The sequence below is a fragment of the Stenotrophomonas sp. 2YAF26 genome (assembly GCF_052114625.1).
GTDB classification, from domain to species: Bacteria; Pseudomonadota; Gammaproteobacteria; order Xanthomonadales; family Xanthomonadaceae; genus Stenotrophomonas; species Stenotrophomonas indicatrix.
Map to the genome: position 1 here is coordinate 185,846 of NZ_JBFRFC010000003.1, position 18,812 is coordinate 204,657.

Consider the following 18,812-nt stretch of genomic DNA (forward strand, 5'->3'; position numbering starts at 1 on the left):
CCCACTGCGATCAGCCCTTGGCCTGCGCTGCGCGCTGCGCGTTGTAGCGCTCGCCGACGATGGCGATCTCCTGCAGCGTCTGCGCGATGCGTTCCAGTTCGGCCGGCGACAGCTGCAGGTCGGCGGCAGCCAGGTTCTCTTCCAGGCGATGGATCTTGGTCGTACCCGGAATCGGCACGATCCACGGTGCCTGCGCCAGCAACCAGGCCAGCGCGACCTGTGCCGGAGTGGCGCCCCGCGCCGCCGCGATCGTGGTGATGCGGTCAACCAGCGCTTGATTGGCGCGACGCGCTTCCACTTCAAAGCGTGGCACGGTGTTGCGGAAATCGTTGTCGGCGAAGGTGGTGTCGGCGTTGATCGCGCCAGTCAGGAAGCCGCGACCCAGCGGGCTGAACGGCACGAAGCCGATGCCGAGTTCCTGCAGCGCCGGCAGCAGTTCGCGTTCCGGTTCGCGCCACCACAGCGAGTACTCGCTCTGCACTGCGGCCACCGGTTGCACGGCATGCGCGCGACGCACCGTGGCGGCGCTGGCTTCGGACAAGCCGAAGTGGCGCACCTTGCCCTCGGCGATCAGGTCACGCACGGTGCCGGCCACATCCTCGATCGGCACGTTCGGATCCACGCGGTGCTGGTAGAACAGGTCGATGTAGTCGGTGCGCAGGCGCTTGAGGCTGGCTTCGGCCACCGCACGGATGTTCTCCGGACGACTGTCCAGGCCGGTGTCGACCTGTGCGTCCTTGAAGCCGAACTTGGTGGCGATCACCAGCTTGTCGCGGTGCGGTGCCAGCGCCCTGCCGAGCAGGTCTTCGTTGGTATATGGACCATAGACTTCGGCGGTGTCGAAGAAGGTCACGCCGCGTTCGACCGCGGCGTGCAGCAGGGCGATGCCCTGGCTCTGCTCGACGGCAGGACCGTAGCCGTGGCTCAGGCCCATGCAGCCCAGGCCCAGGGCGGAGACTTTCAGGCCGCTGCGGCCGAGTTCACGTGTCTGCATCGTCGTGCTCCAGTAGGGGAGCGATGACGATACGCCTGCAGGGGCAGCGGATTGAACGACCTGGATGGCAGTCGGTCATGACTGGATTTCATGAATGCCCTCCTGCCATCCATCGCACTGCCGCCGGCAGCGGCACCTTCGTTACCGTACCTCTGAAATCTCCACGCCATCCAGCCCCTGCGACAGGGTGCGGGCATCGCCGCCCTGGCTGAGCTTGATGCGCAGGCGCACTTCGTTCTGCGAATCGGCGTAGCGCAGTGCGTCCTCGTAGCTGATCTCACCGGCCTGGTACAGCTCGAACAGGCTCTGGTCGAAGGTCTTCATGCCCAGCTGGACCGATTCCTTCATCAGCTCCTTCAGCTTGTGGATCTCACCGTCGCGGATGTAGTCCTGCACCAGCGGCGTGCCCAGCAGGATCTCCATCGCCACCTTGCGCGAGCGGCCATCCGGCGAAGGAATCAACTGCTGCGCGACCACGCCCTTGAGGTTCAGCGACAGATCCATCAACAGCTGGTTGCGGCGATCTTCCGGGAAGAAGTTGACGATGCGGTCCATCGCCTGGTTGGCGTTGTTGGCGTGCAGCGTGCACAGCACCAGGTGACCGGTTTCAGCGAAGGCGATGGCGTGGTCCATGCCCTCGCGGGTACGCACTTCGCCGATCATGATCACATCCGGCGCCTGGCGCAGGGTGTTCTTCAGCGCGGCTTCCCAGCTGTCGGTATCGATGCCGACTTCGCGCTGGGTGATGATGCAGCCCTCGTGCTTGTGCACGAATTCGATCGGATCTTCGATGGTGATGATGTGCCCGGTCGAATTCTGGTTGCGGTAACCGATCATCGCTGCCAGCGAGGTTGATTTACCGGTACCGGTCGCGCCGACGAACAGGATGATGCCGCGCTTGGTCATCGCCAGCGTCTTGATGATCGGCGGCAGGCTCAACTCTTCCACGGTCGGGATGCGCGTCTCGATGCGACGCAGCACCATACCGACCTGGTTGCGCTGGTAGAAGCAGCTCACGCGGAAGCGGCCGACGCCGGACAGGCCGATGGCGAAGTTGCATTCGTGGGTCTTCTCGAATTCTTCGCGCTGCGCCGGCGTCATCACGTTCAGCACCAGGTCGCGGCTCTGCTGCGGCGTCAGTGGCGTCTGGGTGATCGGCGAAATCTTGCCGTTGACCTTGATCGCCGGCGGCATGCCGGCGGTGATGAACAGGTCCGAGGCGCGCTGGTGCGCCATCAGCTTGAGGAACGAGGTGAAATCGATGGTGGTCGCGGTGGTGTTCACGGCGGGCTCCCAATGGGGCATGTACCAGGAATCGGTCGGTGGAGGAAACAGCGCGGGGCCGGCGACGTATTCGCGCGCCCTGCCCCGCCATTGCCTCGCCTTACTCGAACAGACGCTTGTCCTTGGCGTATTCGCGGGCCTGGTTGCGGGTGATCAGGCTGCGCTTGACCAGGTCCTGCAGGTGCTGGTCCAGGGTCATCATGCCGTACTGCTGGCCGGTCTGGATGGCCGAATACATCTGCGCCACCTTGTCCTCGCGGATCAGGTTGCGGATGGCCGGGGTGCCCACCATGATTTCCCACGCAGCGGTACGCCCGCCACCGACCTTCTTCAGCAGCGCCTGCGAAATGACCGCGCGCAGTGATTCGGACAGCATCGAGCGCACCATCGGCTTTTCGCCGGCCGGGAACACGTCGATGATGCGGTCGATGGTCTTGGCCGCCGAACTGGTGTGCAGGGTGCCGAACACCAGGTGGCCGGTTTCCGCGGCGGTCAGCGCCAGGCGGATGGTTTCCAGGTCACGCAGTTCGCCGACCAGGATGATGTCCGGGTCCTCACGCAGTGCCGAACGCAGCGCTTCGTTGAAGCCATGCGTATCGCGGTGCACTTCGCGCTGGTTGATCAGGCACTTCTGCGAGGTGTGCACGAATTCGATCGGATCCTCGACGGTGAGGATATGGCCGTATTCGTTCTTGTTGATGTAGTCGATCATCGCCGCCAGCGTTGTCGACTTGCCCGAACCGGTCGGGCCGGTCACCAGGATCAGGCCCTGCGGTTGCTGGATCACCTCGCGGAACAGCGGCGGGCAGGCCAGGTCTTCCAGGGTCAGCACTTCGGACGGAATGGTACGGAACACCGCACCGGCGCCACGGTTCTGGTTGAACGCATTGACACGGAAGCGCGCCAGCGACGGGATCTCGAAGGAAAAGTCGACTTCGAGGAACTCCTCGTAATCGCGGCGCTGCTTGTCGGACATGATGTCGTACACCAGCGCGTGGACTTGCTTGTGGTCCAGGGCTGGAATGTTGATCCGGCGAACATCACCGTCCACGCGGATCATCGGCGGCAGGCCTGCGGACAGATGCAGGTCGGACGCTTTGTTCTTTACGGAAAACGCCAACAGCTCGGCGATATCCATGAGCGGCTACTCCCCAATAACGGCTTCGACTGGAAGGATCTTTCCCCGGGCGGCAGTATAGCCTCCTGATTGAACGGAACGCGTTACGTGGCCACTCCCCTGCCCCAGATCCTGAGCAACCTGCACAACGCCGCCGCTGCCGCCGGGCGGCCACCGCCGCGCCTGCTGGCGGTGTCCAAGACCCAGCCGGCCGAGGCCGTGGCTGCGCTTGCCGCGCAGGGCCAGACCGCGTTCGGCGAAAACTACGTGCAGGAAGCGCTGGCCAAGATGCAGGAACTGCAGCCGCTGGGCCTGGAATGGCACCTGATCGGCCACCTGCAGTCGAACAAGGCCGAACCGGTGGCCACGCACTTCGACTGGGTGCAGAGCGTAGACCGGCCCAAGCTGGTCACCGCCCTGGCCCGCTACCGCCCCGCTGAACGCGGCCCGCTGAACGTACTCATCCAGGTCAACATCGATGACGAGTCGAGCAAGCACGGCTGCGCGCCGGACGACGTGGACGCGCTGGCGGCAACCATCGCCGCCGAGCCGAACCTGTGCCTGCGCGGCCTGATGGCGATTCCTGCGCCGTGGCCCGACGCCGAGCGCCGGCGCGACGCGTTCGTGCGCATGCGCACACTTTTCGAGGCGCTGGTGGCCCGTCATCCGCAGGTGGACACCCTGTCGATGGGCATGAGCAGCGACTACGCTGAAGCCATTGCCGAAGGTGCCACCCTGGTGCGCATCGGCACCGCCCTGTTCGGCGCGCGTCCGCGCCCGGCCTGATTCCAAGGAGATTCCCATGGCAGCTGATTCCATCACCTTCATCGGCGGCGGCAACATGGCACGCAGCCTGATTTCCGGCCTGATCCGGCAGGGCGTGCCGGCCACCCACATCCACGTGGCCGAGCCAGTGGCCGAACTGCGCGAAAAACTGGCTGCCGATTTCGGCGTGCAGACCCACGACAACGCGGCCGCAGCGGCGGCGCAGGGCAGCACGTGGCTGCTGGCGGTGAAACCGCAGGTGCTGCGCGAGGTCTGCCAGTCACTGCAGGTGTTGGCGCAGGCACAGGAGCCGTTGGTGATCTCGATCGCCGCCGGCATCACCAGCCCGCAGCTGCAGCGCTGGTTGGGTGGCACGCTGCCGGTGGTGCGCGCGATGCCCAACACCCCGGCCCTGCTCGGTGCCGGGGTCACCGGCCTGTATGCCACGCCAGCGGTGGATGCGCAGCAGCATGCACAGGCCGAACGCGTGCTGGCCAGCGCGGGACGCACGGTGTGGATCGATGACGAAGCGCAGATGGATTCGGTCACCGCCGTATCCGGCAGTGGCCCGGCCTATGTGTTCCTGCTGGCCGAAGCAATGGAAGCGGCCGGCATCGCACAAGGCCTGCCTGCAGAAGCGGCGCGCACGCTGGTGGTGCAGACACTGCTGGGTGCCTCGCGCATGCTGGACGAAGCCGGTGAAAGCCCAGCCGAACTGCGGCGCCGGGTGACCTCCCCCAACGGCACCACCCAGGCGGCGATCGAGAGCTTCCAGGCCGGCGGGTTTGAAGCATTGGTGGAAAAGGCACTGCGTGCCGCGCAGGTGCGTGGGCAGGAACTGTCTGCGGCCAATGATTGAAACAGGTGTGCCGCCCAACGGTCGGCACCCACCGCCATCCACGCATGCGTGGATCTACGTGCCCAGCCTGGCGATGACGAAATCAACGAAACACTGCAGCCGCGGTCGGGGGCGACGGTCGGGCAGGTAGATCAGGTGCATCGGCCGTGGCTCGGGCAGATAGTCGCGCAGCAGTGGCTTCAATCGTCCCGCTGCGATTTCGCCGGCAAGCAGCGCGGTCGGCTGCAGCACCAGGCCCGCGCCCGCCACGGCTGCTTCGCGGAGCGCGTAGCCGTCATTGCTGGTCAACCGCGCTTCCCAATCGACCTGTTCGCCATTGGCCAGCTGCCAACCGTGACCGCCGCGCCAGGCCAGGTGGCTCAGGCAATCATGTCCTTCAAGATCGGCGGGCGTGCGCGGCGTACCACGGCGGCGCAGGTACGACGGTGATGCACACAGACTCATCGCATACGGCGGCAGCGGCCGCGCCACCAGTTCCTGCGACGGCAGCGGACCGACGCGGATGGCTGCATCGAAGCCATCCTCGATCAGGTCGATGCGGCGATTGCTCAGGTCCAGCTCGAGGTTCAGCAGCGGCTGTGCCCGCAGCAGATCGCTCAACACGGGAGCCAGCACGCAGCTGCCCCAGGTGGTCGGCGCACTGACCCGCAACAGCCCGCGTGGCTGCACCTGCAGCCCGGCCACGTCCGCCTCGGCCTGCTGCACCTGTTCCAGCACCTGCCGGCAACCGGCCAGATAGGCAGTGCCGGCTTCGGTCAGGCGTTGGCGACGGGTGTTCCGCTGCAGCAGCGCGGTGCCCAAGTGCGCTTCCAGCTGCTGGATGTACTTGCCGACCATCACCGCCGAGACCTGCAGGTGGCTGGCGGCAGCGGAAAAACTACCGTGCTCGGCCACGGCGACGAAGGCCTGCATGCAGCGCAAGGTATCCATTGCAAACCCATGGTTAGGAATATGCGAATCATACGCCGCTTACCAAACCAGCCGGTGACAGCGCAGACTGCGTCCATCCCCTCTCGCAAGGAACTGTCATGAAGATCCTTCTCGTCGGCGCCAGCGGCACCCTCGGCCAGGCGGTCGCCCGCCACCTGGGCCAACAGCACGACATCCTCGCTGCAGGCCGCCGCAGCGGCAGCCTGCGCGTGGACCTCACCGACGACGCCAGCGTGCGCGAGCTGTTCGCGCAGACCGGCCCGGTCGATGCGGTGATCTCCACCACCGGCAAGCTGCATTTCGGCCCGTTGCAGCAGATGACACCCGAACAGTTCAACGTCGGCCTGCAGGACAAGCTGCTCGGCCAGGTACGCCTTGCACTGGCCGCGCAGCACCATCTCAACGCTGGCGGCTCGATCACCCTGACCAGCGGCATCGTCAGCGCGCAGCCGATCCGCGATGGCGCCAATGCCACCGCCGTCAACCATGCACTGGAAGGTTTCGTGCGGGCGGCGGCGCTGGAACTGCTGCCGCGCGGGCTGCGCATCAACGTGGTCAGCCCGAACGTGCTGGTGGAATCGATGGAAGCCTACGGCCCCTACTTCCCCGGCTTTGAAGCGGTAACCGCACAACGCGCGGCGCTGGCCTTCCAGCGCGCGGTGGAAGGCATCCAGAGCGGCGAAACCATCACCGTCTGGTAACGAGCGTGCCGACCAAGGTCGGCACCCACCAGCACGGTCAGCCCCAGCGCATCGGGCCGTCGCCGCGCTCACCGAGCACGTCATCCGGGTTGGCCAGGCGGCAGCGCTTCAGTGACAGGCAACCGCAGCCGATGCAGCCGGTCAGCTCGTCGCGCAGCAGCTGCAACATGTGGATGCGTTCCTCCAGCTCCACCTGCCAGCGTGCCGACAGCTTGGCCCAGTCGGCCTTGGTCGGCGCCCGCCCCTGCGGCAGGCTCTCGAACGCACGCGCCACCGCTTCCAGCGGCATACCTACCCGTTGCGCCACGCGGATCACCGCCAGCCGGCGCAGCACGTCGCGGGCGTAGCGGCGCTGGTTGCCCGACGTGCGCAGGCTGCTGATCAACCCCTTGCGCTCGTAGAAATGCAGCGCAGAGACCGCCACGCCGCTGCGGCGGGCGACATCGCCGACGCTCATGTCCTGTGCCAGCATCGATTGACCTCAACTTTGGTTGAGGTGGCATGCTGCTACCATCGCCGCCAGATGACAAGCGCGGCCCGTCCGCCCCCGCAGGAACCCGATGCCCTCCCCCGCTGCCACGGCCGATCCGGTCGACTCCTCCATCCTGTCCGCGCGCTACCGCGCCACCACCCTGGGCATGGTCGCCCTGGTCTCCCTGCATGCCTTCGAGGCACTGGCGGTGGCCGCAGCAATGCCGACCGTGGCCGAGGCCCTGGACGGCCTGCGCTTGTATGCGTTGGCCTTCGGCGGCACCTTGGCCACCAGCGTGATCGGCATGACCCTGGCCGGCCGCTGGGCCGACCGCCACGGCCCCGCACGCCCGCTATGGTGGGGCCTGGCCTGCTTCGTGCTCGGCCTGCTGCTGGCGGGCTTCGCCCTGCGCATGGGCATGCTGGTGGCCGGACGCCTGCTGCAGGGCCTGGGCGCAGGCGCCATTTCGGTGTCGCTGTATGTGATGGTCGGCCGGACCTATCCCGAGCATCTGCGGCCGAAGGTCTTCGCCGCGTTCTCTGCCGGTTGGGTGGTGCCGTCGATGATCGGCCCCGCGCTGAGCGGTGTGATCGTGCAGCATCTTGGCTGGCGCTGGGTGTTCCTGGCGGTGCCGCTGCTGGCGATACCGGCCGGCCTGCTGCTGCGACCGGCGCTGGCGCGCATGCAGGCTGCAGCCACGGATGTTGCCGATGATGGCCGCAGCAACATCGTGCGTTGGGCCAGCGGCGCCTCCCTGGCTGCCCTGCTTCTGTATCTGGGCGGGCAACAACAGGGCGTACCTGCACTGCTGTGCATCAGCGTGGCGATGCTGGCGCTGCTGTTCTGCGTGCATCGCCTGTTGCCCGCCGGCACCCTGCGCCTGCGCCGTGGCCTGCCCAGTGTGATCGCATTGCGTGGTGTGGCCGCTGCCGCGTTCTTCGCCTGCGAGGCCTACCTGCCCCTGCTGCTGCAGCGCGAGCGTGGGCTGTCACCCAGCTGGGCCGGTGCAGTGCTGAGCCTGGGCGCGCTGGGCTGGTTCACCGGCTCGTGGCTGCAGGGTCACCAGCAGCGCGGCTGGTCGCGGCAGCAACTGCTGCGCGTGGGCACACCGCTGATGACCGTGGGCATCGGCGCGACGCTGGCGGTGCTGTTCACTGCGGTGCCACTGACGGTCGCCCTGGTCGGCTGGACACTGACCGGCTTCGGCATGGGCATGATCTACGCCAGCCTGTCGGTGCTGACGCTGTCACTGTCACCACCACACGAACAGGGTGCGAACACCTCGGCCCTGCAGTTGAGCGAAGCATTGTCGGTGACCACCGCACTGGCGGTATCCGGCGCGCTGTTCGCACTGTTCGTGGAAAGCGCCCCGCATACCGGTTACATCCTGTGCCTGGCCATCACCCTGGGCCTGGCGGTGTTCGCCACGGTGATCGCACGGCGGGTGTAGACGCCCCGGATAGCGGACGTTGCCGGCCAACGGCCGGAAACGCAGCCCATCGTCGGACTTTTCCACAGGCAGTTCCGGTTTGCGCTGGGCGATGATCGAGTGGTACTTCAGGCCCGGCGTGATCGGGAGCTGCGCAGCGGCTTTCACGAACGGGTCGCTGGCCTTGAGGTTGTCGATGCTGTTGGGAATCTTCGGCTTGGCCGTGCCATCCGCCTGCTGCTCGGCCTGCGCCAGTGCCAGGAACACATCCTCGAACTTGCCGAGGATGGTCAGCGGCAGGCGGACCAGGCGGCCGATCAGGCGACCGACCTTGTTGCCGGCGATGTCCGTGCCCTGGTGCGGAGCCGCGATGAAGATCGCACGCTCCACGTTCGGCTCAGCCTTGAAGTGCAGCAGCGGACCCAGCTTGGACTGTACCCTCTTCAGGCGTTCGCCCTTCAGGTCGTAGTTGGCCAGCAGATCGTTCCACAGCACATCCCCCGAGTCGCTGACCAGCAGCCGCGCCAGCACGCCGCCCATGCTGTGGCCGATGTAGACCATGTCCTTTGAGGCGCGCGTGCTGCCGTTGGGGTCGAAATGCTGCAACGTGTCGTTGAACGCGTTGGCGATCTCATAGCGGTTGAGCGCGATCGGCGCATTGGTCGGGTAGTACACCTGCCACACCTGGAACTGCTGGCGCAGTTCGGGGTCACCCATGATCTCGTTGGCCAGGTTCACCCACGCTTCCGGGCTGCTGCCCAGGCCATGCAGCATGAAGATGATGCGGCGGTTCGGGTCCCACGGCTGCATCAGGTAGATGTGCGGCTCGCCGATGCCCTCGCTCATGCCGAACAGGGTGCGCAGCGACTGCGTGGCGAACCCGCTCTGCGCCAGCCACAGGCCGTAGGCGGCGGTGAAGTTGCCCGCCAGCGGCACCTCTTCGCCATGCAGGGTGATGCGCTCGGTGGCCTCGGGCGAATAGCCATCCAGCAGCACCTGGCGGGTGCGCATCACGTCTTCCAGCGTGTTGCCTTCAAAACGCAGCAATGCCGTGACGTTGATCGAGGACATCTCGCTGTACTCGGGCACCGAATCATCGTGCTGGTGGCGGCGTCCGCGGCGGACGCCCTCCTCCTTCTCCTCCTTGGTGGCCTGCGCCTGTGCCGTTTCGGCCTTGGCCCCTTCCGCGGCGACGGCAGGCACCACCAGCTTCGGCGGGTCCATCACCATCACCAGCTCGGCGCCGAAACCATCGCGGCGATAGGTGCTGCGCATGCCGACGAAGCTGACGGTACCGGCCGGCACCAGCTGCTTGGGGATGCTCTTCAATGAAAGGCGCTGGAAATCGGAAGCCAGCGTCCAGCTGCCCGCCGACACCGGCTTGGTGTAGTCCTCGCCGGCCAATGCTGCGGCACGGGCACGCGCGAACAACACCACGGCGGCCTTCTCGGCAGCATAGTTGTAGTAATCGCGTACCTGCGTCTGCCGATCCTCGAACGCGCGATCGGAGGGCGAGCGCCCGCTGTAGAACAGATAGGCATAGCCATAGCGCGCCGCCTCCAGCCACGCATCCAGCGCTGCATCGCTCATCGGCGGTTCGTTGGCCGCCTGCTTCTTCGGCGTCAATGCCAGAGCGGCCTTCACCCACAGCTCGGACAGCGTCGACAACCGCTGCTCGACGTTGAGGTCATCGGTCATCAACAGCGTGCTGCGGCAGACCAGGAAGTCCTTCTCGCACTGCGATTCGTCCAGCCCGGCCGCACTCAGCGTCTCGCGCGAGGCGGGGCTGAGCTTGCCGGTGTTGAGCACATCGGCGCGCTTGTTGACCAGGTAATCGCTGGATGCCACCTGCTTGACGGTGACCATCGCGCAGCCGCTGCCACCCAGCAGCAGGAAGACAGCCAACAACGCCGGCAGCGCGCGCTGCCAGCGGAACAGGATCATCGGGGTCATTGCTGCAGGTCCTGCTCGGTGCCAGGGATGCCCTGGCGGATCACGGTGGAGAAATCATCGTCGGGTGCCATCTTCAGCGCGCGCTCGGTGATGCGGCCCTTGGCATGCAGTTCGGCGTACGGCACGCCAGGCGTGAGCGCCCCCACCTCCTGCGCGTACTCGGCCAGGTAGCCCGAGGCCAGCAACCGGTAGTCCAGCGGCAGGCGCGGGGCGATATGCCGCGCCAGGTCGAAGACAATCGTGGTGCAGTTGCTGGTGAGCGTGTTGTAGAAGCCGGGCGTGGCATCAAGCTGGCGCGCCTGGTCGATGTAGGCAGCAAACAGGGTCTTGAGCTGGTTGCGGTCCATGCCGTGCAGGCGGTACAGGTAGACATCCTCGCCGCGCGCGTTGGTGCGGGTGCGGATGATGTCGGTTTCTTCGGACGCGACCAGCGTCATCTCGAACTTGCGGAAGAAGCCGCCCAGTGCCGAGAACGATTCACCACGCTCCTTGCGGATTTCCAGCGAGAACACCACGTGGCGCCCGTCCTCGAATCCGAACGAGACCAGGGTGTGGGCGATCACCGGGCCCATCCAGTACGACAGCACCAGATCGGCCGAACGCAGCTGGTCCAGGTCGTAGCTGCGGCGCACCCAGCGCGCGTCGTAGTCGGTCTCGGTGCGCCAGGTGAAATCGCGCACGTTGTCCAGCACCACGTGGCGGCCATCGAAGGATTCCACGTGCAGGCGCTGCGCCACGTCATCGGCCCAGTCGCGGTCCTGGCGTGGGGTCAGCAGCAGCCACCACAGCCCCGCCAGCGCCAGAGCGCCGGCAAAAGCCACCCACAGCCGGCGCGTGCCACGGCCGCGCGCCACCTGCCAGGCCGCCCAGGCGGCGGCCAGCAGCCACAGCATCGCCGCGGTCACGCCCAGCCAGCCTGGCCCGGGCATCTGGTAGGTCAGCAGACCGGCCACCCACAGCGCCAGCAGCACCATCACACATCCTGTCATCCATCGTCCTGCGGCTTTCACTGGCATCCTGTCGGGGTCCCGGGGCGGCATAGTTAGCCACAAGCCGCCTCACGGCGACATCTACGACGGTTCAGGCTGGCGCCTGCGGGTGCATACTGGCGTCAACCAAGGGTACACAGGGAGCGAGGATGGGCATTACCACCGTGGCCGGCGTCGCCGTGCAGGCGCAGCATCGCGCCAGCTGTCATTGCGGCACCGTCGAGCTGCTGCTGGACCTGCCCGAGGGCATCGTCGACCCGCGCCGCTGCGACTGTTCGATGTGCCGGCGCCGCGGCGCCATCGCCGCCAGCGTGGCCGAAGACGGGCTGCATATCGTCCGTGGCCAGGCCCATCTGCGCCTGTACCAGTTCAACACCCACGTGGCCGAGCACTACTTCTGCGACGTCTGTGGCATCTACACGCACCACCGCCGCCGCTCCAACCCGGACCAGTACGGCTACAACGTGGCCTGCCTGGAAGGCATCGATCCGTTCGCGCTGGGAACCGTTCCGGTCAGCGACGGGGTGAACCACCCCTCTGATCGCACCGGTTAGTGGCGGCTGCGCCGCGGCGGCGGCGCGACCTTCTGCCACGGGGCCATGCTGGCCCGGCCGACGCGCAACGGACGCTTCAACGGCGTTCGACGCGCGGGCATGTCCGCTGCAGGCGGCAGCGTCACGGCGGGCAGCGCAGGACGTGAGGGCCAGAGTCGGCCAAGCAACCACATGGCAGGTCTCCGTGGGGGACGGGGACGATCAACCCTACCGATGCCCGGGCCAAGACCGGGTGATGGCGCTGCGGCAGGCCGGTGACAACCGATGGCCCTGGCCTCCTCAGTGCACCGGCCGCGCCCTGCCCACCCGCCGTACCAGCACGAAGAACAGCGGCACCAGCACCACCGCCAGCACTGTTCCGGAGAGCATGCCGCCGATCACGCTCATGCCGATTTCACGCCGGCTGACCGCGCCGGCGCCGGTGGCCAACGCCAGCGGGATGACGCCTGCCACGAAGGCCAGCGAGGTCATCACGATCGGCCGCAGGCGCAGGCGCGCGCCCTGCAGTGCCGCTTCCACCGCTGAACTGCCGGCGCGGTAGCGTGCTTCGGCGAACTCCACGATCAGGATCGCGTTCTTTGCCGACAATCCAATCGTGGTCAGCAATCCCACCTGGAAGTAGATGTCATTGACGAAGCCCGCAGCCGTGGTCGCCAGCACCGTACCGATCACGCCCAGCGGAATCACCAGCACCACCGCCACCGGCACCGTCCAGCTCTCGTAGAGCGCGGCCAGGCACAGGAAGATGAAGGCAATCGAAGCGGCGTACAGGTACAGCGTCTGGTTGCTGGCCAGTTGTTCCTGATAGGACAGCCCGCTCCATTGCAGATCGAACCCGGGTTGATCGGCCACCAGCGCCTGCATGCGCTGCATCGCTTCACCCGAGCTGCCCCCTTCGGCCGCGCTGCCCTGGATCTGCATCGCCGGCAGGCCGTTGAAACGCTGCTGCAGCTGCGRCCCACGTGCCCAGTGGCTGCTGGCAAAGCTGGCGAACGAGGCCATCTGACCGTTGCCACCGCGCACGTACCACTGGCCGATGTCGTCGGGCACGCTGCGGTAAGGCTGGTCGCCCTGCATGTAGACACGCTTGACCCGGCCGCGATCCAGGAAATCATTGATGTAGCTGCCACCCCAGGCGGCAGACAGCGTGGAATTGATGTCGGCCTGTGCCAGGCCCAGCGCGCTGGCCTGGGCGTGGTCGATGTCCAGCCGCAGCTCGGCCTTGTCGCCCAGCCCGTTCAATCGCACCGAGGTCAGTCCGTCGTCTTCGCCGGCCGCGCGTACCACCTGCTCCTGCGCGGCCTGCAACGCCACGCGTCCGGCCGCGCTGGTGTCCTGCAGCCACAGTTCGAAACCGCTGGACTGCCCGAGGCCGCGCACTGCCGGCGGCGCCAGCACGTTGACCTTGGCATCGGGCAGCTTGCGGAAATAGGCAGTGGCGCGCGCGATGATCGCCGCTGCGGTGTTGTCGCCCTTGCGCTCGTCCCAGGGCTTGAGTGCCAGGAAGCCCTGCCCCGCATTCTGGCCGGTACCGGCGTTGTTGCGACCGACCACCACGAACACCACGTCCAGGTTCTGCTTCCCGTGCTCCATGAAGTAACGGCTGATCTGCTCGCCCAGCGCCTCGGTGCGCGCCATCGGCGTGCCTTCCGGCGTGGAGAACTGGAAGGTCACCTGGCCCTGGTCCTCCACCGGCAGGAAGCCGGTGGGCATGCGTGCGTACAAGGCAATCATGGCGATCACCAGCAGCAGGTAGAACGCCATCCAGCGCCGCGGACGGGACACCACGCCACCGAGCTTGCCCTGGTAGGCCGACTGGCTGCGGTCGACGCCACGGTTGAACGCGGCGAAGAAGCGCCCCGGTGGCTTCTGCGCCGACGAGGGCTTGAGCAGGGTCGCGCACAGTGCTGGTGTCAGGGTCAGCGCGACCAGCGCCGACAACGTCATGGCCGATGCAATCGTGATCGAGAACTGCCGGTAGATGATGCCGGTGGAACCGCCGAACAGCGCCATCGGCAGGAACACCGCACCGAGCACCACGGTGATGCCGATCAGCGCACCGGTGATCTCGCCCATCGACTTCTCGGTTGCCTCGCGTGGCGGCAGATGCTCTTCGTGGATGATGCGTTCCACGTTCTCCACCACCACGATCGCGTCATCGACCAGCAGGCCGATGGCCAGCACCATCGCAAACAGCGTCAGGGTGTTGATGGTGAAACCGGCCACCGCGAGGACGCCGAAGGTACCCAGCAGCACCACCGGCACCGTGATCGCAGGAATCAGGGTGGCGCGCAGGTTCTGCAGGAACAGGAACATCACCACCACGACCAGTACGATCGCCTCGATGAGGGTGTGGATGACCCCTTCGATGGAGACCCGTACGAACGGCGTGCTGTCGCGTGGATAGGCCACCTGCAGCCCGGGCGGGAACGTAGGCCGCAGCCGTTCAAGCTCCGCGCGTACTGCATCGGCAGTGGCCAGCGCGTTGGCGCCGGAGGCCAGGGTCACCGAGAAACCCGCAGCCGGATAGCCGTTGAGGAAGCTGCTGGTCTGGTAATTCTCCGCGCCGATCTCGACCCGCGCAACGTCGCCCAGGTGCACCGCCGCGCCGCTGGGCAGCGTGCGCAGGATGATCGCGCGGAACTGTTCCGGAGTCTGCAGGCGCGACTGCGCGGTGACGGTGGCATTGAGGCTCTGCGTCGCACTGGACGGCAACGCCCCCAGCTCGCCGGCAGTGACCTGGGTGTTCTGTGCCTGGATCGCGCTGCGTACATCCGACGGCATCAGGTCGTAGGCACGCAGCTTGTGCGGATCCAGCCACACCCGCATCGCATAGGCCGAACCGAACACATTGATCTCGCCGACGCCGGCAATGCGGCTGATCGGGTCCTGCACGTTGCTGACCAGGAAATCGGAAACGTCCACCCGCTCCATGCGCCGGCTGGTGTCGTACAGCGAAACCACCATCAGCGAGTCGCCCTGCGACTTGGCCACGGTCACACCCTGCTGCTGCACTTCCTGCGGCAGGCGGTTGATGGCCTGGTTGACGCTGTTCTGCACCTGTACCTGGGCGATATCGGGGTTGGCGCTCTGGTCGAAGGTGACCGTGATCCGCGCCTGCCCCGAAGACGAACTGGTGGAGGAAAAATAGAGCAGGTGGTCGATGCCCTTGATCTGCTGTTCGATCACCTGGGTGACGCTGTCTTCCACCGTCTGTGCAGACGCGCCGGTGTAGTTGGCGGTGATGTTGACCTGCGGCGGTGCGATGTCCGGGTACTGCTCGACCGGCAGCTGGGTCACCGCAATCGTGCCGAACGCCATGATGCAGATCGCCAGTACCCAGGCGAATACGGGGCGGTGGATGAAGAAGCGCGGCAGCATGCGCTCAGTCCTTTCCGGCCGGCGCAGTCACGGGCGCCGTCTTCATCCGCACCGGCATGCCGTCGGCAAGGCCCTGCGCCCCCGCCACCACCACCTGCTCGCCAGCGCTGATGCCATCAAGCACCAGCCACTGGTTGCCGACCGCGCGGGCGGTGCGGAAGGTACGCAGCCGCGCCTTGCCCTCCTTGTCGACCAGCCACGCCTGCGCCTCGCCCTTGGCACTGCGGTCCACCGCCGACTGCGGCACCAGCAGCGCCTGSTGCTGCGTGCCCTGGCCCACCTGCGCGCGCACGTACATGCCCGGCAGCAGTTGTCCTTCGGGGTTGGGGAACTGCGCACGCAGGGTGATGCTGCCGGTCTCCTGCTGCACATCGATGTCGGCGAACTCCAGCGTGCCCGGCAGCGGGTAGTCGGTGCCATCGGACAGCCGCAGCCGCACCGGCGCGCTGTTGGCCTGCACGCCACCCTCGGCAATGGCACGACGCAACGCCAGGTACTCGTTGCTGGACTGGGTGATGTCCACGTTCATGGGATCCACCTGCTGGATCCGCGCCAGCGGATCGGCCTGGGCGGATGTCACCAGCGCACCCGGGGTGAACAGCGCGCGCCCGATGCGACCGGCAATCGGAGCGGTGACTGTGGCAAAACCCAGCCGCGTGCTGGCGGTATCGCGCGCCGCCTGCGCAGCCTGCACCGCCGCATCCGCCTGCTGGCCACTGGCGATGGCATCGTCCACGTCCTGCCGCGCGGCCAGCTGGTCCTTGCCCAGCGCCTGCATCCGCTGCGCCCGCAGGCGCGCGGTCACGGCGGCCGCTTCGGCGGTCTTCAGGTTGGCCTGCGCCTCGTTCAGGGCGGCTTGGTACAGCGCCGGCTCGATCTGGAACAGGGGCTGCCCGGCCTTCACCAGCTGCCCCTGCTCGAACAGCCGCTTCACCAGCACCCCGTCCACCTGCGGGCGTACATCCGATTCCTGCGAGGCGATGGTGCGTCCCGGCAGCTCCTGCTCCAGCGCCAGCGCCTGGTTCTGCAGCGTCAGCACGGTAACTTCCGGCGTCGCCCTGCCTGGTTTGGGCGCGTCCTTGCCGCAGCCGGCCAGCAGGGTAGCCAGGGCAAGCACCAGCAGCGGCCGGCGCCAGCCCGCGGCAGGCAGGGAGAAGTACGGAAGGGTCATCGGCAGCAGGTTCCACGCGCGGGGGGAGCGTTCGGCGCCGAATATAGAAGACAGCGCGCTGCGATCCAGCGAAAAACGCATGAAACATTTTTCATTTGCAGTGCACGCCTACGGTTGCGAGGATGCGCAGGTCCCAATCTGCAAAGTGGCCCATGCCGCGCGTACTCACCATCGAGGACGACCTTGTCACCGCGGAGGAAATCGCCACCGAGCTGCGCAGCCACGGCTTCGAGGTGGATCTGGCCAGCGACGGCAGCAGTGGCCTGGCGCTGGCACGTTCAGGCGACTACGCGGTGATCACCCTGGACCGCATGCTGCCCGGCATTGACGGGCTGGCCCTGGTCACCACGCTGCGCCATGAAGGCATCGCCACGCCGGTGTTGATGATCAGTGCGCTGTCGGACGTGGATGAACGCGTGCGTGGCCTGCGTGCTGGTGGCGACGACTACCTGACCAAGCCGTTCGCCTCCGATGAAATGGCCGCGCGCGTGGAAGTGCTGATCCGGCGCCAGGGCCAGGCCGCTGCCAGCGACAAGGTGCTGCGCGCCGGCGACCTGGAACTGGACCTGATGAGCCGCTCGGTACGCCGTGGCGGCCAGGAGATCAACCTGCTGCCGACCGAGTTCAAACTGCTGGAATTCCTGGTCCGCAATGCCGGCCAGGTGGTCACCCGCACCATGTTGTTCCAGGAAGTCTGGGGCTACCACTTCGACCCGGGCACCAACCTGATCGACGTGCATATCGGCCGGGTGCGCAAACGCATCGAACAACCCGGCCGGCCGCAGCCGATCTTGACCGTACGTGGAACCGGTTATGTCTTCGACGCGCAATCCTGACCATTGGCGCTCATCCAGCAGCCGCCTGCTGGGCCTGTACTGCATCCTGTTCGTGGCCTGGTCCAGCCTGCTGCTGGGCGTGATGTACTGGCGCATCTCGGACTACCTGAACGACCTGACCGAATCGGGCCTGCAGCAGCGCGCCCATCTGTTCATGAGTTTCGACGGCCCAGCGCTGGATGACGCGCTGCGCGACAGCCAGCGCTTCGACCTGCACCAGGTATATACGTACGGGCTGTTCGACAAGTCCGGCGTGGCGATGGCGGGCCCGCTGACGGCCATCCCCGAAGGACTGCCGCTGGATGGCAACTCGCACCAGGTAGCGGGTTGGACGCTGGTCGATGGCCGCCACGAGAGCGGTGGCAGCGCGCTCGGCGTGGTGACCCGGGATGGCCGGACACTGGTGTTCGTGCGCCAGAACGGCAAGCTGATGGCGGTCAACAGCATCATCCTCGATGCACTGCTGTGGGGCGTGTCACTGACCGTCATCCCCGGGCTGGTGGGCTGGCATCTGCTGCGCCGGCGCCCATTGAAGCGGATCCAGCAGATCGAAGCGGCCACCAACCGCATCATTGCCGGTGACCTCGGGCAACGCCTGCCGGTATCCAACCGACGCGATGAGATCGATCGGCTGTCGAGCATCGTCAATGCCATGCTGGAACGCATCGAACAGCTGATGACCGAGGTCAAAGGCGTGTGCGACAGCATCGCGCATGACCTGCGCACACCGCTCACGCGCCTGCGTGCACACCTCTACCGCATGCGCGTGGGCCTGGACGAGCACGACCCGCATGCGGACCCGCTGGACAAGGCGCTGGCGGAGACCGACATGCTGATGGCGCGCTTCGCCGCCCTGCTGCGCGTGTCCGAGCTGGAAAGCCACCAGCGCCGTTCGGCCTTCGACGAGGTCGACATCGCCGACCTGCTGCAGGAACTGCACCAGTTCTACCTGCCATTGGCCGAAGAGAAACAACAGGATCTGCAACTGCAGGTCGCGCCGCAGATCGGCAAGCTGCGCGGCGACCGCGAACTGCTGTTCGAAGCGGTGGCCAACCTGCTGTCCAACGCCCTGCAGTTCACGCCTGCGCACGGGCGCATCCTGCTGCGCGCGGTGGACGACCACGGCGCGCCCCGGATCGATGTGATCGACAACGGGCCGGGCATCCCGCCGCAGGACCGCACCTTGATCTACCAGCGCTTCTTCCGCGGCAGCAGCAGTGCCGGGCAAGGGCCCGGCTTTGGCCTGGGGCTGTCGATCGTGGCCGCCATTGCCGGGCTGCACGGCTTCCGTGTCCGCGCCGGCAGCGCGCCCGGCGGCGGCGCCTGGATGAGCATCCGCGGCGCCGCAGACGGCCTGCCCTGAAGCTGGACTCATCA

General features: G+C 66.7%; 15 protein-coding genes and 1 pseudogene. 7 read left to right on the plus strand and 9 right to left on the minus strand.

Annotated features, from left to right (window positions below):
• Positions 1-10: 10 nt before the first annotated feature.
• The 3 genes from AB4Y98_RS04905 to AB4Y98_RS04915 form a co-directional block, all read right to left on the minus strand.
• The gene (locus AB4Y98_RS04905; RefSeq protein WP_032977300.1) at positions 11-994 is read right to left on the minus strand and encodes an aldo/keto reductase; all 984 of its coding nucleotides are present in this window, start codon (positions 992-994) and stop codon (positions 11-13) included.
• 141 nt (positions 995-1,135) lie between these two features.
• The gene (locus AB4Y98_RS04910) at positions 1,136-2,278 is read right to left on the minus strand and encodes a PilT/PilU family type 4a pilus ATPase (RefSeq protein WP_025874039.1); all 1,143 of its coding nucleotides are present in this window, start codon (positions 2,276-2,278) and stop codon (positions 1,136-1,138) included.
• A gap of 100 nt (positions 2,279-2,378) precedes the next feature.
• Entirely contained in the window at positions 2,379-3,416 is a 1,038-nt protein-coding gene (locus AB4Y98_RS04915) for a type IV pilus twitching motility protein PilT (RefSeq protein WP_004147099.1), read from the minus strand.
• Between the two features lie 87 nt (positions 3,417-3,503).
• Here AB4Y98_RS04915 and AB4Y98_RS04920 point away from each other — a divergent pair, with 87 nt between their 5' ends.
• Positions 3,504-4,181 carry a YggS family pyridoxal phosphate-dependent enzyme gene (locus AB4Y98_RS04920; protein WP_442243887.1) on the plus strand — a complete coding sequence of 226 codons (678 nt, stop codon included), beginning with the start codon at positions 3,504-3,506 and terminating at the stop codon, positions 4,179-4,181.
• A gap of 16 nt (positions 4,182-4,197) precedes the next feature.
• On the plus strand, positions 4,198-5,019 hold the full coding sequence (gene proC, locus AB4Y98_RS04925; RefSeq protein WP_312786827.1) for a pyrroline-5-carboxylate reductase: 822 nt from the start codon (positions 4,198-4,200) through the stop codon (positions 5,017-5,019).
• Positions 5,020-5,073: 54 nt separating this feature from the next.
• Here the strand turns inward: proC and AB4Y98_RS04930 are convergent, their stop codons facing one another.
• Positions 5,074-5,949: a LysR family transcriptional regulator gene (locus AB4Y98_RS04930; protein ID WP_442243888.1), complete on the minus strand. Its 876-nt coding sequence runs from the start codon at positions 5,947-5,949 to the stop codon at positions 5,074-5,076.
• Between the two features lie 98 nt (positions 5,950-6,047).
• Here AB4Y98_RS04930 and AB4Y98_RS04935 point away from each other — a divergent pair, with 98 nt between their 5' ends.
• Entirely contained in the window at positions 6,048-6,650 is a 603-nt protein-coding gene (locus AB4Y98_RS04935; RefSeq protein ID WP_165376438.1) for a short chain dehydrogenase, read from the plus strand.
• 37 nt (positions 6,651-6,687) lie between these two features.
• Here AB4Y98_RS04935 and soxR read toward each other — a convergent pair whose 3' ends face one another.
• Complete coding sequence (gene soxR / locus AB4Y98_RS04940; protein WP_032951587.1) at positions 6,688-7,122, minus strand: redox-sensitive transcriptional activator SoxR; 435 nt, start codon at positions 7,120-7,122, stop codon at positions 6,688-6,690.
• A gap of 88 nt (positions 7,123-7,210) precedes the next feature.
• Between soxR and AB4Y98_RS04945 the strand changes: the two genes are divergently transcribed.
• Positions 7,211-8,572, plus strand: coding sequence for an MFS transporter (locus AB4Y98_RS04945; protein WP_442243889.1), 1,362 nt, complete (start codon positions 7,211-7,213; stop codon positions 8,570-8,572).
• Between the two features lie 42 nt (positions 8,573-8,614).
• Here the strand turns inward: AB4Y98_RS04945 and AB4Y98_RS04950 are convergent.
• Both AB4Y98_RS04950 and AB4Y98_RS04955 read right to left on the minus strand, forming a co-directional pair.
• Positions 8,615-10,504, minus strand: a pseudogene (locus AB4Y98_RS04950) (esterase/lipase family protein); the annotation flags it as partial.
• Positions 10,501-11,478 carry an Lnb N-terminal periplasmic domain-containing protein gene (locus AB4Y98_RS04955; RefSeq protein ID WP_442243935.1) on the minus strand — a complete coding sequence of 326 codons (978 nt, stop codon included), beginning with the start codon at positions 11,476-11,478 and terminating at the stop codon, positions 10,501-10,503. The gene AB4Y98_RS04955 and the pseudogene AB4Y98_RS04950, both read right to left, overlap by 4 nt.
• Before the next feature lie 164 nt (positions 11,479-11,642).
• Here AB4Y98_RS04955 and AB4Y98_RS04960 point away from each other — a divergent pair, with 164 nt between their 5' ends.
• Positions 11,643-12,047, plus strand: a complete 405-nt coding sequence (locus AB4Y98_RS04960) for a GFA family protein (RefSeq protein ID WP_025874047.1) — start codon at positions 11,643-11,645, stop codon at positions 12,045-12,047.
• 279 nt (positions 12,048-12,326) lie between these two features.
• On the opposite strand, the gene AB4Y98_RS04965 is transcribed toward AB4Y98_RS04960, so the two are convergent.
• Positions 12,327-15,428: an efflux RND transporter permease subunit gene (locus AB4Y98_RS04965; RefSeq protein ID WP_442243890.1), complete on the minus strand. Its 3,102-nt coding sequence runs from the start codon at positions 15,426-15,428 to the stop codon at positions 12,327-12,329.
• 4 nt (positions 15,429-15,432) lie between these two features.
• Positions 15,433-16,599 (minus strand): efflux RND transporter periplasmic adaptor subunit, encoded by a 1,167-nt coding sequence (locus AB4Y98_RS04970; protein ID WP_442243936.1) that lies wholly within the window; start codon positions 16,597-16,599, stop codon positions 15,433-15,435.
• Positions 16,600-16,751: 152 nt separating this feature from the next.
• Here AB4Y98_RS04970 and AB4Y98_RS04975 point away from each other — a divergent pair, with 152 nt between their 5' ends.
• On the plus strand, positions 16,752-17,435 hold the full coding sequence (locus AB4Y98_RS04975) for a response regulator transcription factor (RefSeq protein WP_025874050.1): 684 nt from the start codon (positions 16,752-16,754) through the stop codon (positions 17,433-17,435).
• Positions 17,413-18,798 (plus strand): sensor histidine kinase, encoded by a 1,386-nt coding sequence (locus tag AB4Y98_RS04980; RefSeq protein WP_088101195.1) that lies wholly within the window; start codon positions 17,413-17,415, stop codon positions 18,796-18,798. Before AB4Y98_RS04975 ends, AB4Y98_RS04980 begins: the two co-directional genes overlap by 23 nt.
• Positions 18,799-18,812: the final 14 nt, after the last annotated feature.